This is a genomic window from Pseudarthrobacter sp. BRE9 (assembly GCF_031844305.1).
Lineage (GTDB): Bacteria > Actinomycetota > Actinomycetes > Actinomycetales > Micrococcaceae > Arthrobacter.
In genome coordinates this window covers 376519-392063 of the sequence record NZ_JAUZUY010000002.1, presented here as the reverse complement: position 1 = coordinate 392063, position 15545 = coordinate 376519, and the positions used below count along the sequence as shown (strand labels likewise).

The 15545-nt window shown below is 64.1% G+C and carries 16 protein-coding genes; 9 read left to right on the top strand and 7 right to left on the bottom strand.

Going from position 1 to position 15545, the window contains the following annotated elements:
- The first annotated feature begins 2 nt into the window (after nucleotides 1–2).
- Both recO and Q9R31_RS06700 read left to right on the top strand, forming a co-directional pair.
- Complete coding sequence (gene recO, locus Q9R31_RS06705; protein ID WP_311261956.1) at nucleotides 3–755, top strand: DNA repair protein RecO; 753 nt, start codon at nucleotides 3–5, stop codon at nucleotides 753–755.
- Nucleotides 756–757: 2 nt separating this feature from the next.
- Nucleotides 758–1609, top strand: coding sequence for an isoprenyl transferase (locus Q9R31_RS06700; RefSeq protein ID WP_311261955.1), 852 nt, complete (start codon nucleotides 758–760; stop codon nucleotides 1607–1609).
- A gap of 2 nt (nucleotides 1610–1611) precedes the next feature.
- Here the strand turns inward: Q9R31_RS06700 and Q9R31_RS06695 are convergent, their stop codons facing one another.
- Nucleotides 1612–2571: an alpha/beta hydrolase gene (locus tag Q9R31_RS06695; RefSeq protein WP_311261954.1), complete on the bottom strand. Its 960-nt coding sequence runs from the start codon at nucleotides 2569–2571 to the stop codon at nucleotides 1612–1614.
- 94 nt (nucleotides 2572–2665) lie between these two features.
- Between Q9R31_RS06695 and Q9R31_RS06690 the strand changes: the two genes are divergently transcribed.
- Nucleotides 2666–3736 carry a quinone-dependent dihydroorotate dehydrogenase gene (locus Q9R31_RS06690; protein WP_311261953.1) on the top strand — a complete coding sequence of 357 codons (1071 nt, stop codon included), beginning with the start codon at nucleotides 2666–2668 and terminating at the stop codon, nucleotides 3734–3736.
- A gap of 69 nt (nucleotides 3737–3805) precedes the next feature.
- Here Q9R31_RS06690 and Q9R31_RS06685 read toward each other — a convergent pair whose 3' ends face one another.
- The gene (locus tag Q9R31_RS06685; protein ID WP_311261952.1) at nucleotides 3806–4408 is read right to left on the bottom strand and encodes a DUF3043 domain-containing protein; all 603 of its coding nucleotides are present in this window, start codon (nucleotides 4406–4408) and stop codon (nucleotides 3806–3808) included.
- Nucleotides 4409–4500: 92 nt separating this feature from the next.
- Here Q9R31_RS06685 and Q9R31_RS06680 point away from each other — a divergent pair, with 92 nt between their 5' ends.
- From Q9R31_RS06680 to Q9R31_RS06660, 5 genes are all read left to right on the top strand, one after another.
- On the top strand, nucleotides 4501–5955 hold the full coding sequence (locus Q9R31_RS06680) for a dipeptidase (protein ID WP_311261951.1): 1455 nt from the start codon (nucleotides 4501–4503) through the stop codon (nucleotides 5953–5955).
- 186 nt (nucleotides 5956–6141) lie between these two features.
- Complete coding sequence (locus tag Q9R31_RS06675) at nucleotides 6142–6531, top strand: iron-sulfur cluster assembly accessory protein (RefSeq protein WP_056336786.1); 390 nt, start codon at nucleotides 6142–6144, stop codon at nucleotides 6529–6531.
- A 185-nt stretch (nucleotides 6532–6716) separates the two neighbouring features.
- Nucleotides 6717–7589 carry a cytochrome c oxidase subunit II gene (gene coxB, locus Q9R31_RS06670; protein ID WP_311261950.1) on the top strand — a complete coding sequence of 291 codons (873 nt, stop codon included), beginning with the start codon at nucleotides 6717–6719 and terminating at the stop codon, nucleotides 7587–7589.
- A gap of 10 nt (nucleotides 7590–7599) precedes the next feature.
- Nucleotides 7600–9324, top strand: coding sequence for a cytochrome c oxidase subunit I (ctaD, locus tag Q9R31_RS06665; protein WP_311261949.1), 1725 nt, complete (start codon nucleotides 7600–7602; stop codon nucleotides 9322–9324).
- Nucleotides 9321–9722, top strand: a complete 402-nt coding sequence (locus tag Q9R31_RS06660) for a cytochrome c oxidase subunit 4 (protein ID WP_311261948.1) — start codon at nucleotides 9321–9323, stop codon at nucleotides 9720–9722. Before ctaD ends, Q9R31_RS06660 begins: the two co-directional genes overlap by 4 nt.
- A gap of 76 nt (nucleotides 9723–9798) precedes the next feature.
- Here the strand turns inward: Q9R31_RS06660 and Q9R31_RS06655 are convergent, their stop codons facing one another.
- Nucleotides 9799–10092: an HPr family phosphocarrier protein gene (locus tag Q9R31_RS06655; protein WP_311262196.1), complete on the bottom strand. Its 294-nt coding sequence runs from the start codon at nucleotides 10090–10092 to the stop codon at nucleotides 9799–9801.
- 160 nt (nucleotides 10093–10252) lie between these two features.
- Between Q9R31_RS06655 and Q9R31_RS06650 the strand changes: the two genes are divergently transcribed.
- On the top strand, nucleotides 10253–11023 hold the full coding sequence (locus tag Q9R31_RS06650; RefSeq protein ID WP_311261947.1) for a GntR family transcriptional regulator: 771 nt from the start codon (nucleotides 10253–10255) through the stop codon (nucleotides 11021–11023).
- Between the two features lie 138 nt (nucleotides 11024–11161).
- Here Q9R31_RS06650 and Q9R31_RS06645 read toward each other — a convergent pair whose 3' ends face one another.
- The 4 genes from Q9R31_RS06645 to Q9R31_RS06630 form a co-directional block, all read right to left on the bottom strand.
- Complete coding sequence (locus tag Q9R31_RS06645; RefSeq protein WP_311261946.1) at nucleotides 11162–12832, bottom strand: ubiquinol-cytochrome c reductase cytochrome b subunit; 1671 nt, start codon at nucleotides 12830–12832, stop codon at nucleotides 11162–11164.
- A complete protein-coding gene (locus Q9R31_RS06640; RefSeq protein ID WP_026266047.1) occupies nucleotides 12810–13880 on the bottom strand; it encodes a ubiquinol-cytochrome c reductase iron-sulfur subunit in 1071 nt (356 codons plus the stop codon). The genes Q9R31_RS06645 and Q9R31_RS06640 overlap by 23 nt, the downstream gene beginning before the upstream one ends.
- Nucleotides 13881–13978: 98 nt before the next feature.
- Nucleotides 13979–14767, bottom strand: a complete 789-nt coding sequence (locus tag Q9R31_RS06635) for a cytochrome c (protein WP_311261945.1) — start codon at nucleotides 14765–14767, stop codon at nucleotides 13979–13981.
- An 86-nt stretch (nucleotides 14768–14853) separates the two neighbouring features.
- Entirely contained in the window at nucleotides 14854–15528 is a 675-nt protein-coding gene (locus Q9R31_RS06630) for a heme-copper oxidase subunit III (RefSeq protein ID WP_223991571.1), read from the bottom strand.
- Between the last annotated feature and the right edge of the window lie 17 nt (nucleotides 15529–15545).

Here is a 15545-nt window from a genome sequence, read left to right as displayed (position 1 = left end):
GCGTGGTCCAACAGTCTTTTGCTTCCCGGGCGTACCGGGACGACGCCGTGGTGCTCCGTACCCACAAACTGGGCGAAGCGGACAGGATTATTACCCTCCTGACGAAACACCACGGGCAGGTCCGCGCCGTCGCCAAGGGCGTGCGCCGCACCAGCAGCCGCTTCGGTGCCCGGCTTGAGCCCTTCATGGTGGCAGACCTCCAGTTGGTCTCCGGCCGGACGCTGGACATCGTCACGCAGGCCGTCGCGAAGGGTGCCTACGGGGGCAGCATCGCCGCGGACTACGGCAGGTACACCGTTGCCGCCGCCATGACCGAGACGGCGGAGAAACTCACGGACGTCGACGGCGAGGCCGGCACCGCGCAGTACAACCTGCTGGTGGGCGCCCTCGCTGCACTGAGCCGCGACGAACATGCCGCGGGCCTCATCCTGGACTCGTACCTTCTGCGTGCACTTGCCACCGGCGGGTGGGCGCCCAGCTTCACTGACTGCTCCCGCTGTGGGATGCCGGGCCCGCATACAGCGTTCTCCGCGCCCCTTGGCGGCATGGTCTGTGCACAGTGCCGCCCGCCCGGGTCCCCCGCCCCCGCCCCCGAGACCGTTACGCTGCTGGCAGCGCTGCTGACCGGGGACTGGACGACGGCGGACGCTTCCATGCCGCAGCACCGCAAGGAAGCAGCCGGCTTGGTGGCCGCGTACCTGCAATGGCATCTGGAACGAGTACTGAAATCCCTCAAACATGTGGAGCGTAGCTGACAGTGGCCCTGGGAAAAAAGAACATTGCACCGCGCAGGCGCACGCATCCCGTGCTGGCGCCGTACCCGCATCCGTCCGGCGCGGTGGCACCGTCCATCCCGGCTGAATTCATTCCCCGGCACGTGGCCATCGTGATGGACGGCAACGGCCGGTGGGCCAACCAGCGCGGCCTGCCGCGGATCGAGGGGCACAAAGCGGGGGAGCCGGCGCTGCTCGATGTAATGGCAGGGGCCATTGAGCTGGGGATCGAATACGTGAGCGTGTATGCCTTCTCCACAGAGAACTGGCGCAGGTCGCCTGAGGAAGTCCGCTTCCTGATGGGATTTAACAAGGATGTGCTGCGAAGGCAGCGGAACCAGCTGGACGATTGGGGAGTGCGGGTGCGCTGGGCCGGGCGGCGGCCGCGGCTCTGGGGCTCGGTTATCCGGGAACTGGAGGAGGCCGAGGAGTTCACGGCGGCCAACACCACCTGTAATTTGACCATGTGTGTTAATTACGGCGGCCGGGCCGAGATCACGGACGCGGTCTCCGCAATTGCCGCCGAGGTGGCCGCCGGCAAACTGAAGCCCGGCGCCATTACCGAGCGGACCATCCAGAAGTACCTCGACGAGCCCGACCTGCCTGACGTGGACCTTTTCCTCCGCAGCTCCGGGGAGCAGCGCCTGTCCAACTTCCTGCTGTGGCAGTCGGCCTACGCCGAGTTCGTCTTCATGGACACGCTGTGGCCGGACGTGGACCGGCGGACCCTCTGGGCCGCCGTGGAGGAATATGCCAGGCGGGACCGCCGGTACGGTGGCGCCGTGGATGCCGCCGCTGCTCCGGCCGCTACTACCGCAGCCGCCCAGGCCGAGTAGCCTCATCCATACGCGCGCAGCCAGCGGCCCAACCGCCGGTAGGCGTCGGCCCGGATTGGTTCGGGTGAGAGGAAGACGTCGTGAAGGGCGCCGTCGATTCGCTCCACGGTCACGGTGCGGCCCAGGGTGAGTGCCCGGGCGCTGATGGTATCGACGTCCAGGACGGCATCGGTGCGGCGCATTTCCTCGGACCAGAGAAGCCCGTTGGCGCTGCCCTTGGAGAGCAGGACCAGAACTGGCGACTCAATCCCGAGGCCGCGGGCCACCTTCGCCTGCCCGGCGAACACTGCCCTCAGCCAGCCGGCGCGCACGGGAAAGGCCATGCGAGGGCGGTAGCGCTCATCAAGGGGCCACTCGCCGTCGGCCGCACTGCTGATGGTCCGCCAGTAGTGGCCGCGTTCCGGCAGCCGGAGGACTGCCTGGGGCCGGAAACGGGCCACGGGGCGAACCATGCCGGACGCTGCCCGCCGCACCAGCGGACTGCCGTGCATTTCCAGCCAAGGACTGTTGAGGATCAGCAGTGAAACAGCCTCCGGATGGCGGGTGGTCCACAGGGCCGCCACCAACCCGCCCGTGGAATGACCCATCAGGGCCGGCGGTCCCTGTGCGCCTGCAGCCTGGATGATTCGGAATGCCTCTTCGATTTCGGCATCGTAGGCGGCGAGGTCGGCCACATATCCGCCGGGTGATTCCGGGCGCAGGCTTCGTCCATGGTTGTGCATGTCCAAGGCGTAGAAATCGTAGCCGGCCGAAGCCCAGAACCGGGCCAGGTCAACGTTGAAAAAGTAGTCGCTCCAGCCGTGCAGGAAGAGGACGGCCCGGCGGGTGCCGCCGGCAGCATGCCTGTCCGGAGATGGCCGGAGCCGTACCAGGGTTGCCGTCCGTTCAACCCCGTCAGGTCCTGCGGCCGCGAAGGGGTGCGACTCGAAGTCGCCGCCCAGGATGTCCTGCTGCCACTGCATGCCCTCATGCTAAACCGGCACGGCGGGCCGCGCCTGTCGGATCAGCGGCTTCTCCGTTTTGGTATGGCGCCCAGGAAGACGGGAAACTGGAGGCATGCGCGTTTATCCCACTTTCTTCAGGCTGGCCTTTTCATGGATGGACGCCGAGCGCGCCCACAAGATCGGATTCAAAGGGATCAGGCTCGCGCATGCTTCCGGCGCCGGCAGAGTCCTGCGGAAACTGACGGCTCCGGCGCCGTCGCTTCAGACCACCGCCTTTGGCATCACCTTCCCGTCGCCGTTCGGGCTGGCCGCGGGCTTCGACAAGGAAGGGCACGGCATCGAGGCCCTCACCGAGCTTGGCTTCGGGCACATCGAAGTTGGCACCATCACCGGCCAGGCCCAGCCCGGCAACGAAAAGCCGCGTCTGTTCCGCCTGGTCCAGGACCGGGCCGTGATCAACCGGATGGGATTCAATAACGACGGCGCATCCGCCGTTGCGCCCCGGCTGAAGGCAGCCCGCGCCGCACTTCAGCGCCGGTACCCGGCAGTCAGGCCGGTCATCGGCGTCAATATCGGCAAAACCAAGGTGGTGGAGCTGGCCGACGCCGTTGACGACTACCTGGTGAGCGCCCGCAGCCTGGCACCTGCCGCCGACTATTTGGTGGTGAACGTCAGTTCACCCAACACGCCAGGCCTCCGGCTGCTGCAGGACGTTGAGACGCTCCGCCCGCTCCTGACCGCCGTGGCACAGGAAGCCGACCGGGCCGCGGGCCGGCACGTGCCCCTGCTGGTCAAGATTGCCCCGGACCTCAGCGATGAGGATATCGACGACGTGGCACGCCTTGCCCTGGACCTGAAACTTGACGGCATCATCGCCACCAACACCACCATTGCCCGTTCAGGATTGTCCTCGCCGGCGGAAGAGGTGGCGAAATGCGGAGCCGGTGGCCTCTCCGGCGCTCCGCTGAAGCAGCGCTCACTCGAGGTGCTGAAACGGCTCAAGAGCGCCACCGGCGACGCCTTGGCCCTGGTGGCGGTTGGTGGTGTGGACTCGGCCCAGGACGTCCAGGAAAGGCTCGACGCCGGTGCAACCCTGGTGCAGGGCTATACCGGGTTCCTGTATGAGGGACCCTTCTGGGCGGCGCAGATCAACAGGCAGTTGGCAAAGAACCGCCGTTCCTGAAAACCCTGTTAAGCACGGAAGCCCCGGCGGTACACCGCCGGGGCTTCTGTACTTAATCTCGAGGCCGGGTCAGGCAGGGTACTGTCCGCGCTGGACCTGGGGCTTGGGCAGCCGGAGTTTCCGGAACTGCAGGGAGCGCATGGAGCCATACCAGACAGTTCCGCGTTCCACCTCCCCGAACTTTTCCGCCAGGCGCTTGCGGAGCTTGCGGGAGAGAATAAAGACGTCCACGAAGACTGCCAGGAACATGACCCAGAAAGCTCCCAGCACGTAGATCATCATGTCGCTGGAGGCCGGAACCACCAGGGACACCAGCACGAAGACCAGGGCGCCGAACATCAGGTACTCGCCAAGGTTGAAACGCGCATCCACAAAATCCCGGGCAAACCGTTTCTGCGGACCCTTGTCGCGCAGCGGCAGGAACCTCTCGTCACCCGTGTCCAGGGCCCGCCGCATCTTCAGGCGCTGGTCCTGGACGGCCTGGCGTTCGGCAGCCTTGGACGCCTTGCGGTCCTCAGGCACCAGCGGGCGCTTGCGGGCAGCTTCCTGGGCCTTCCGGGTGGGGGTAGGCGCGCCCTTGCCCGCTGCGCTGTTCTGCCGCGCCGCCGCTTCCGCTGCCTGCTGGTCTATTGTTTCCTGCGCCGAGGGCGCTTCTTTTCTACGTCCGAACACCTGAACAGAATACCTTGCAGCGGCCCGCACGATGCCTGCGCCCGCCTCCGCGCCGGCCGGCAGCGGAATGTGACGGGGGTAATGTTTTGGCCATGACTTCATCACCGGCGGCCACCCCGCACAGCACCACCAGTACATCAGGTCCAGGGCCTGAGGGAACCGGCAGTACGGAAGATCTTCGTTCGGCCGTAGACCGTTCCTTCGACCGGACCCTGGCACGGCTCAAGGAGCTCGTTGCCATCCCGGGCATCGCCTGGCCCAGTTTCGACCGCACGCCTCTGGAGCGCAGCGCGGAGGCCGTCGCGGAACTCCTCCGCGGGACGGGCATCGACGAAGTTCAGGTGCTGTCCGTCAACAAGGCTGACGGCACGCCCGGCGGCCCGACCGTCGTCGCCCGCCGTCCAGCCGCTGAAGGACAACCAACCGTCCTCCTGTACGCGCACCATGACGTCCAGCCGGTCGGCGACGAGTCGCTGTGGGAAACAAAGCCATTCACCGCCGTCGAGAAGGACGGCCGCCTCTATGGGCGCGGCGCCGCGGACGACAAAGCCGGCATCATGACCCACGTTGCTGCCTACGCAGCTGTTTCAGAAGTCCTCGCCGGCTCCCTGGGGCTGGGAGTCACCTTCTTCATCGAAGGGGAGGAAGAAGCGGGGTCGCCCACGTTCCGGACATTCCTCGAGGCGAACCGGGAGTTGCTGCGGGCAGACGTCATTGTGGTGGCCGACTCCAGCAACTGGAAGGTCGGAATACCTGCCCTGACCACCAGCCTGCGCGGGCTGGTGGACGGCACGATTGAGGTGCAGGTCCTTGACCATGCAGTGCACTCCGGGATGTACGGGGGCCCGGTTCTGGACGCGCCCACCCTGCTGTCCCGCCTGATTGCCACCCTTCACGACGCCGACGGAAACGTGGCCATCAAGGGCCTGGTGGCCAGCGACACGACTGCGGTCGACATGCCGGAGGCGGACTACCGCGCCGATGCCTCCGTGCTCGACGGCGTCCGGCTGGCCGGAACGGGAAGCATCGCCTCGCGGCTGTGGACCAAGCCGGCATTGTCGATCATCGGCTTCGACGCACCCGCCGTGGACGTGGCCTCCAATACCCTCCTTCCCCGCGCGCGGGCGAAGTTCAGTCTGCGGTTGGCGCCGGGGCAGGTTCCCGCGGAGGCCATGGAGGCGGTTCGGCGGCATGTGGAGGCCAATGCCCCCTTCGGCGCGAAGGTCATCTTCACCCCCGGGGAGGCAGGCAACCCGTTCCGGACGGACACTTCCTCCGCCGCGGCAAGGGTGGCGATGTGGGCCCTGGGCGAAGCCTGGGGAGTTCCTGCCGTGGAAACCGGAATCGGCGGCTCCATCCCGTTCATTGCCGACCTGACGGACCTGTATCCCGGGGCGCAGATCCTGGTGACGGGCGTGGAGGACCCCGATTCGCGGGCGCACAGCGCCAACGAGTCCCTGCACATCGGGGACTTCCGCAACGCCATCCTGGCCGAAGCCCTCATGCTCACCCGGCTGAACAGCGAGGGCCTTTCGGCCGCCGGGTAGGGGGCCCTGCTTCTTAAAGCCCGTCCCAGCCGTCCGTCAGGGAACAACCGGCGTGCTTTGGCGGTTACGCCAGGAGTTAGAGCTACAGGACTGCCGCGCGTAGCATGTAGCTATAGCCCATACCGTATTTGTAGGGGCAGGCGCCGTTACGGCGACGCCGCCAGACCGTCCTAAGAAGGTAGGCCAATGAGCACCGCAACCAACGAAAACAGCACCGCCGCCACCAGCGTGGCCAGCGACGAACTGCCCGTTCACGAGGTCAACCTGACCGATGTCGCTGCAGGCAAGGTCCGCAGCCTCCTGGAACAGGAAGGCCGCACCGACCTTCGCCTGCGCGTTGCCGTGCAGCCCGGCGGCTGCTCGGGGCTGATTTACCAGCTCTACTTCGACGAACGGCTCCTTGATGGTGACGCCGTCCGCGATTACGACGGCGTTGAGGTAGTGGTGGACAAGATGAGCGTGCCGTACCTCAGCGGCGCCAGCATCGACTTCGAGGACACCATCTCGAAGCAGGGCTTCACCATCGACAATCCGAACGCCGGCGGCTCCTGCGCCTGCGGCGATTCATTCCACTAAGCCGGTTATTTCGCCTGATGTCCGCGCCGGGCTTCCTGCCGTCCAAAACGGCACGGGGGCTCGGCGCCGACATGTGGGCGAAACGCCCGGCGGAGCGGTAAGCTCTACACCGAGTAGTAAAACTTTTTTGTGCCCGGAGCGCCGATGGCTGCCCGGACAACAGCAACAAGTAGGAAGGGCCGTCTGTGAGTTCGCAGAACCGAACCGGCAGCCGACGCAAAACGATCACCACGATCTCAAGCTTGGCTATTGCCGGCGCGTTGGTTTTGACCGGATGTTCGCCAGAGGTAGAGAAAGGGTGGATGCCCACTGAACGTGGCACCACCAGCAACACCGACCGCATCATGGACCTCTGGGTCAACTCATGGATTGCTGCGCTTGTGGTGGGCACCATTACGTGGGGCCTGATCATCTGGTGCCTGGTCGCTTACCGGCGCCGCAAGGGAACGGTTGGCTTCCCCCGCCAGACCAGCTTCAACCTCCCGCTGGAAGTCTTCTACCTCACCATCCCGATCTTCATGGTCCTGGTGTTCTTCTACTTCACTGACCGCGACCAGCAGGCGATCGATGACCGTTCGCAGCCGGCCGACGTCGTCGTGGACGTCCGCGGCAAGCAGTGGGCCTGGGACTTTAACTACAAGTCCGGTGACGTGATCCAGGAAGACCTGCACGAGGCCGGCGTCCAGGCCCACCTCACCGGCAACACCATCGACAAGGAACAGCTCCCCACCCTGTACCTGCCGGTGAACAAGTCTGTCGACCTCGAACTCAACGCCCGCGATGTAATCCACTCCTTCTGGGTTCCCGCCTTCCTGCAGAAGCGCGACATGATTCCCGGCAAGACCAACTACATCCGGTTCACCCCCACCAAAGAGGGCACCTACGACGGCAAGTGCGCCGAACTCTGCGGCGAGTACCACTCCGAAATGCTGTTCCGCGTCAAGGTGGTGTCGGAATCCGAATTCCAGGCCCACATGGACCAGCTCAAGGCCGAAGGCAACACCGGCCTACTCGGCGTGGAGTACGACCGCAACCCGAACCTGAACGAAAATAAGTAAGGGGAGCGACGTGGCTACGTACACCCAATCCGCACCCGCGGGAGTCCTGACGGCTCCCGTGGTACCAAAATCCAAGGGGCGCATCGTCGTCAACTGGATCACCTCCACTGACCACAAGACCATCGGGTACATGTACCTGATCGCGTCCTTCGTGTTCTTCTGCCTGGGCGGTGTCATGGCGCTGCTGATCCGCGCCGAGCTGTTCGAGCCCGGCATGCAGATCCTGCAGACCAAGGAACAGTACAACCAGCTGTTCACCATGCACGGCACCGTTATGCTGCTGATGTTTGCCACCCCTCTGTTCGCCGGGTTCGCCAACGTCATCATGCCGCTGCAGATCGGCGCACCTGACGTGGCGTTCCCGCGCCTGAACGCGCTGGCCTTCTGGTTCTTCCTGTTCGGCTCCACCATCGCGGTGTCCGGCTTCATCACCCCGCAGGGTGCTGCGTCGTTCGGCTGGTTCGCCTACGCGCCGCTGTCCAACACCACCTTCACCCCCGGCATCGGCGGTGACCTGTGGGTCTTCGGCCTGGCGCTGTCCGGTTTCGGCACCATCCTCGGTGCGGTCAACTTCATCACCACCATCATCTGCATGCGCGCCCCGGGCATGACCATGTGGCGGATGCCCATCTTCACCTGGAACACCCTGATCACCGCGATCCTGGTGCTCATGGCGTTCCCGCCGCTGGCCGCAGCGCTGTTCGCGCTGGGCGCGGACCGGAAGTTCGGTGCCCACATCTTCGATCCGGAGAATGGCGGCGCCGTCCTCTGGCAGCACCTGTTCTGGTTCTTCGGCCACCCGGAGGTGTACATCATTGCGCTGCCGTTCTTCGGCATCGTGTCGGAGATCTTCCCGGTCTTCAGCCGGAAGCCGATCTTCGGCTACAAGGGCCTGGTGTACGCCACCATCGCCATCGCGGCCCTGTCGGTGACGGTGTGGGCCCACCACATGTACGTCACGGGCGCCGTCCTGCTGCCGTTCTTCTCGTTCATGACCATGCTCATCGCAGTGCCCACCGGTGTGAAGTTCTTCAACTGGATCGGCACCATGTGGCGCGGATCGCTGACCTTCGAGACGCCCATGCTCTGGAGTATCGGCTTCCTGATCACCTTCCTCTTCGGTGGCCTGACCGGCATCATCCTGGCCTCCCCGCCGCTGGACTTCCACGTTTCGGACTCCTACTTCGTGGTGGCGCACTTCCACTACGTGGTGTTCGGCACCGTGGTGTTCGCCATGTTCGCCGGCTTCTACTTCTGGTGGCCCAAGTGGACCGGCAAGATGCTCAACGAACGCCTGGGCAAGATCCACTTCTGGATGCTCTTCCTGGGCTTCCACGGCACCTTCCTGATCCAGCACTGGCTCGGCGTCGAGGGCATGCCCCGCCGTTACGCCGACTACCTGGTGGAGGATAACTTCACCTGGATGAACCAGTTCTCCACCGTGGCGTCGTTCGTGCTCGGTGCGTCCCTGATCCCGTTCTTCTGGAACGTCTACATCACCTGGCGCAATGCTGAAAAGGTCCAGGTCGATGATCCGTGGGGCTTTGGTGCTTCGCTGGAGTGGGCCACGTCGTGCCCGCCGCCGCGCCACAACTTCACGTCCCTGCCCCGGATCCGTTCGGAGCGTCCCGCCCTGGACCTGCACCACCCTGAACTTCGCCAGGTCCACACCGTTGAGTCGCCGGCTCCCGCAGGGATTCTCGGCAACGCCGACCAGAAGGACACCGCACAGTGAAAATTGAATCCTGGATCTTTGGCTCTGGAGTCTTCTTCTTCGTCCCCGTCGCTCTGGTCTACGGTTTCCTGACCAACTGGGGTGAGTGGGTCGGCATCCTGGGCATCCTGCTCGTGGGTGGCCTCGCCGGCATGATCGGGGCCTACCTCGGCTTCACCGGCAAGCGTGTCGGCCTTCGCCCCGAGGACCGCAGCGACGCTGAAATCCACGAAGGCGCCGGCGAGCAGGGACACTTCAGCCCCTGGAGCTGGTGGCCCCTGGTCCTGGGCATCGCCTGCGCCACCGGCTTCCTGGGCCTGGCAGTAGGCATCTGGATTACGTTCATCGCAGGCGGCATCGCCGTTGTGGCCCTCGTTGGCTGGGTGTACGAGTACAGCCGCGGCGACCACGCACACTAAGCAAGAAAACGAATAACGACGTCGGGCCCCACCAAACTGGTGGGGCCCGACGTCGTTATTTGCTTTGCAGGGACCTCTACGCGGCCCCCTGCGACTCTAAAAGCTCCCGAAGCTGCCGGAGGGCGTTCTCGGCTTTTTCGCGCCCCAGGGCGTCTTCCAGCTCGTTTTCTCTGATTGACAGTTCCACTTCACAACCGTGCGGGAAGTCAGCGGTCATCACCTGAAGCAGGGAACGCGCATCCACCAGGCCGGCACCGGCCTTGCTGATGCTGACCGGCAGCCCCGTATCCGTAACAGCCCGAACGAACACCGCGGCAGAACGTGCATGCAGGCCCACGGGCGCTGCCACCACGGCCTTCATCGTTGGCAAAGCGACTCCTTCTTCGAACGACGGCCCCCTCCGTCGATTGGCAAATTTCCAGACCAAATATAGCTTCCTGTCCGGCTGCCGCGCGAAAGACGGTGGCGGTCCGGGAACTGGTCTAGACCGTCCTAAAATTGAGGGGACACCCAACGGCAGGAGAACGAACATGGCAGCCGGCGCCGCCTCAATCACGGGGGAAATCGACCGCACCAGCGGAACGGCCATTTACGTGCAGCTTCGCGAGATCCTTCGTGCGTACATCGCGCAGTCGTGCCCCCCAGGTTCGGCGCTGCCATCGGAACGGGACCTGGCCGAGCGGTTTGGGTTGGCCCGGATGACAGTGCGGCAGGCCATCGATGCCTTGGTGGGGGAGGAGGTCATCGAGCGGGTAGTTGGCCTGGGGACATTCGTCCGCCGGCCGAAACTCGACCTGCAGGTCAAGCTCACGTCCTACAGCGAAGAAATGCAGCGGCGTGGCATGGTGCCCGCCGCCAAGGTCCTCAGTTTCGAACAGATTGGCGCCAGCGCCTTCCTGGCCCGCGAGCTGCAGCTTGATGAAGGCACCCCGCTGGTCCGCTTCCGCCGGCTGCTCCTTGCAGACGGGGAGCCCATGAGCGTGGACGAGAACTTCATCCCCGCGCATCGGGTCCCCGGCCTGCTCGACGGCGAGCCGCCCACGTCGCTGTACAACGTCCTCAGCGAGCAGTACGGGCTGGTCATGGAATGGGGTGAGGACATGATCGAGGCGACGGCCGCATCCCCCTCCACGGCGCGCCTGCTCAACGTGGAGGTCGGGGCCCCATTACTGAAGATCCAGCGGCATGCCTTTGTCGCCAGGGCAATGGTTGACTACTCGGTGTCCTACTACCGCGCGGACCGGTACAAGCTGTGGGTGCCACTGCAGCGGCCCGGAGCCAGGCGGGCCCGCAACCACTAGCCGATCCGCCCTTGGCCAAACCCCTGCGCCGGCCGGCAGCCCCGCAGGCCCCTTTGGTGGGCCGGGGCAGGCAACAGCCCAGAAAACGGGAAAGGCCCGATCCATATGGATCGGGCCTTTCCCGTTTGGACGAGATGCCTAGTGCGTCAGGCTCTTGCTTCCTTCTGCCGCTTCAACAGCTTCGTGGCCGTGGCCGTGTGCTGCCTCAAGTTCAGCAGGCGTGGCCGGCGCGACGCGGTCCTCGAAGAACCAGCGGGAGAGGAGTGCGCGGCGCTTTTCCTTACGGGTGACGACGCCGTGCTCGTTGGGTACGGCCGGAAGGACCTGAGGTGACTCAAAACCAACCAGCTTGTAGCGCTTGTACTCATCCAGCGGTGCGTGGACCTCAATGAATTCACCGTGGGGGAGCCGGACAATGCGGCCCGTCTCGCGGCCGTGGAGTGCAATCTCACGGTCCTTGCGCTGCAGCGCAAGGGCGACGCGCTTGGTCACCACGAAGGCGATAACCGGTCCGATGAAGAACAGTGCGCGCAGCCAGTACGTGACGTCATTCAGCGAAACACCGAAGTGTGTCGCGATGAGGTCGGAACCGGCAGCGGCCCACATGACGCAGTACCAGACGAACCCTGCCATGCCGATGGCGGTACGGGTGGGGGCGTTCCTTGGACGGTCCAGGACGTGGTGTTCACGGTCGTCCTTGGTCACCCAGCGCTCAATCCACGGGTACATGAACATGATGGTGAACAGGATTCCGGCCGGTACCAGGGCCGGCAGCAGGACGTTGAACGTAAAGACGTGTCCGAAGAAGATCTGCTCCACGTGCCAGTTGCCGAGCGTGCCGGGCATAAGGCGAAGCGCGCCGTCAACAAAGCCGATGTACCAGTCAGGCTGGGTACCGGCAGACACGGGGGAGGGGTCGTACGGACCGTAGTTCCAGATCGGGTTGATGGTGAAGAACGCTGCCATCAATGCGATCACGCCGAAGACGATGAAGAAGAATCCACCGGCCTTTGCTGCGTAGACGGGTCCCAGGGGATAACCGACGACGTTGTTGTCGTTGCGTCCCGGGCCGGGGTACTGCGTGTGCTTGTGGACGACGACCATGAACAGGTGCAGGACGATCATCAGCAGGATCAATGCCGGCACCAGCAGGATGTGCAGCATGTACAGGCGGCTGATGATGGCGGTGCCGGGGAATTCCCCACCGAACAGGAAGAACGAGATGTAGGTTCCGACGACCGGGATCGACTTGATGACACCGTCGATGATGCGCAGGCCGTTGCCGGACAGAAGATCGTCGGGGAGTGAGTAGCCGGTGAAGCCTGCAGCCATCGCCAGGATCAGCAGGACGCTGCCCACGACCCAGTTCATTTCACGGGGACGCCGGAACGCACCGGTGAAGAAGACCCTCAGCATGTGGACCGCGATTGATGCCACGAACAGCAGCGCTGCCCAGTGGTGCACCTGGCGCATGAAGAGTCCGCCGCGGATGTCAAAGGAGATGTTCAGCGAGGAGCTGTACGCCACGGACATCTCCACGCCCTTCAGGGGGACGTAACCGCCGTCGTAGTGGGTCTCCGCCATCGAAGGATCGAAGAAGAACGTCAGGAAGGTGCCTGACAGCAGCAGGATGACGAACGAGTACAGCGCCACTTCACCGAACATAAACGACCAGTGGTCCGGGAAGACCTTGCGGCCGAACTCGCGGAGGATCCCTGACCCGCCGACACGTGAGTCGACGAAGTCGGTGATCCGGCCTGTCTTGGTTTTGGCGACGAAAGCCGGCTCAGCTGTTGATGCTGCGCTCATGCGAATCACGCTCCCAGTAACTTGGTCCTACGGGTTCATGGAAGTCGCTGGTAGCGACGAGGTAGCCCTCGTCATCAACTGCAATGGGCAGCTGGGGGAGAGGACGGCTGGCGGGGCCGAAGATCACCTTGCACTCTTGGGTGAGGTCGAAGGTGGACTGGTGGCACGGGCACAGCAGGTGGTGCGTCTGCTGCTCATACAGGGCAACGGGGCAGCCAACGTGGGTGCAGATCTTCGAGTAGGCAACGATGCCGTTGTAGCCCCACTCTTCGCGGCCCTTGGACGGGTTCAGCGATGCGGGATCCAGGCGCATGAGCAGCACAACGGACTTTGCCTTCTCGTTGAGCTTGCCTTCCTCGAGTTCGTTCAGGCCTTCCGGGATGACGTGGAATGCTGAACCAATGGTGACGTCCGAGGCCTTGATGGGGGTTCCGTCAGGGTCGCGGGTCAGGCGCTTGCGCTTTCCGTCCTGGGGCGCCCACATCGTGTGTGCGAGCTTGTCGTCCGGACGGGGTCCAAGGTCACCAAAAATGGCGACGGCGGGAAGCGGGGCAAGCGCCACAGCACCGAGCAGGGTGTTGCGGATCAGGGGGCGGCGCTTGATGCCGGTCTCTTCCACGATGTCATCGACGATGCGGACAGCCGCCTGGCGGTCCTCTTCGTAGCGGATTGCGTGGCGCTCCTCGGAGACTTCGTGATCGGGCATGAGGGCCTTGGCCCAGTGCACGATGCCGGTACCGATACCCAGCATGGCGAAGGCAGTGCCCACGCCGAGCAGGGCGTTCTGGAGCCGGATGGTGGCGATGCTGGAGTCGTCACCCAGATCAATGGCGAAGTACGCCACCAGGAAGATCAGGGTTCCAACAACAGAGATGCCAAATAGTAAGGCGACCTGCCGTTCTGCCCGCTTTGCGGCCTTCGGGTCCGTGTCAGCCAGGCGCAAACGATGCGGGGGAATTCCAGGATCCTGGAACTTCTCCACCTCATTCTGACCAGCCGTAGCTACGGTGCCCGAGTGGTTCGGACTGCCGTCACTATGGTTGCCCATAATTCGCCTCATCCTTCTCTCGTCCCGGCGTTTGCCGGGTTAGTTTCTAATTTCAAGCTGCTGACTGGGCAGCAGAAGTTGTGTCGTCCCGCAGGAAGTCAGGACGTTCTGGAGGTCAGCCAGATGGTGAAGGCGATGATGACGCCAAGACCGGCAACCCACACGAACAGGCCTTCAGCAACGGGGCCGAGCGATCCCAGGTCGGCGCCACCCGGGGAACCGGTGGTCTCGATCTGCTTCAGGAAGGTGATGACGTCCTTCTTGCCCTCGGGGGAGATGTTGGCGTCATTGAACACCGGCATGTTCTGCGGGCCCGTGACCATGGCTTCGTAGATGTGCTTGCCGGAGACGTCGGCCAGGGCAGGTGCGAACTTGCCACGGGTCAGCGCACCACCAGCAGCGGCAGCGTTGTGGCACATGGCGCAGTTGGTACGGAACAGCTCGCCACCGGCCGCGGCGTCGCCGCCACCGCTTGTCAGGTCCTCCGCAGGGATCGCCGGGCCGGCTCCCAGGGAAGCGACGTAGGCTGCAAGCTGGTGGGTCTGTTCCTCGTTAAACTGGACCGGCTTCTTGAGGGCCTGGGGGCCGTTCATCTGCATCGGCATGCGGCCGGTGCCCACCTGGAAGTCGACCGCAGCGGCACCGACACCAACCAGCGAGGGGCCATCCTTGGAACCACTGGCACCCATGCCGTGGCAGGTGGCGCAGTTGGCGGCGAAGAGCTTGCCGCCCTCTTCCGCGTCATTCGCACTGAAGGTGGTGGTGGAAGCTTTGGCCTCGTTGACGGTGGTTGCCACGGCGTACAGCCCACCAGTGATGAGGAGCCCCATCAGAAGCAGCGCTATTGCTGCAAGTGGGTGACGCCGCTTTTGTGAGAGTGCCTTCACGTGGTGGTTCCTTTATTCGATCCTGCGCCGGCTCCGGGAGCCGCTACCTGAAATTCTGCCTCTTGTAGAAAAAGAATCAAAGCTGGCTACTTGAGTACGTAGATGACCAGGAAGAGGCCGATCCACACGACGTCGACGAAGTGCCAGTAGTAAGAGGTGACGATCGCGGACGTTGCTTCAAAGTGTCCGAACTTCTTCGCCGCAAAGGACCGGCCCATGATGAGCAGGAAGGCGATCAGGCCGCCGATGACGTGGAGGCCGTGGAAGCCGGTGGTCATGTAGAAGGCAGAGCCGTAAGCGTTGGAGGAGAGCGAGACGTGCTCGGAGACCAGCATCGCGTATTCGGTGGTCTGGCCGGCAACGAAGAACGCACCCATGAGGAAGGTCAGGGTGAACCATTCGTTCATGCCCCAACGGGCGAACTGAAGGGCACCTCCAGTACGCCGGGGCTGCAGCCGCTCTGCAGCAAAGACGCCCATCTGGCAAGTAAAGGAACTGGCCACAAGGACGATCGTGTTGACGAGCGCAAAGGGGAAGTTGAGCTTGGCTGTCTCTTCCGCCCACATCTCACCACTCGTGGAGCGGAGCGTGAAGTACATGGCGAAAAGACCGGCGAAGAACATCAACTCGCTGGACAGCCACACAACGGTTCCGACGGAAACCATGTTGGGGCGGTTCAGCGTGGGGTGCGCCGGGGTACTGGGGGCATGGGTCGCAGATGTCACATAGACATTATGTCTGTAAAAGTCCGTGCTGCCCAACGCAAACCGCCTTTTCG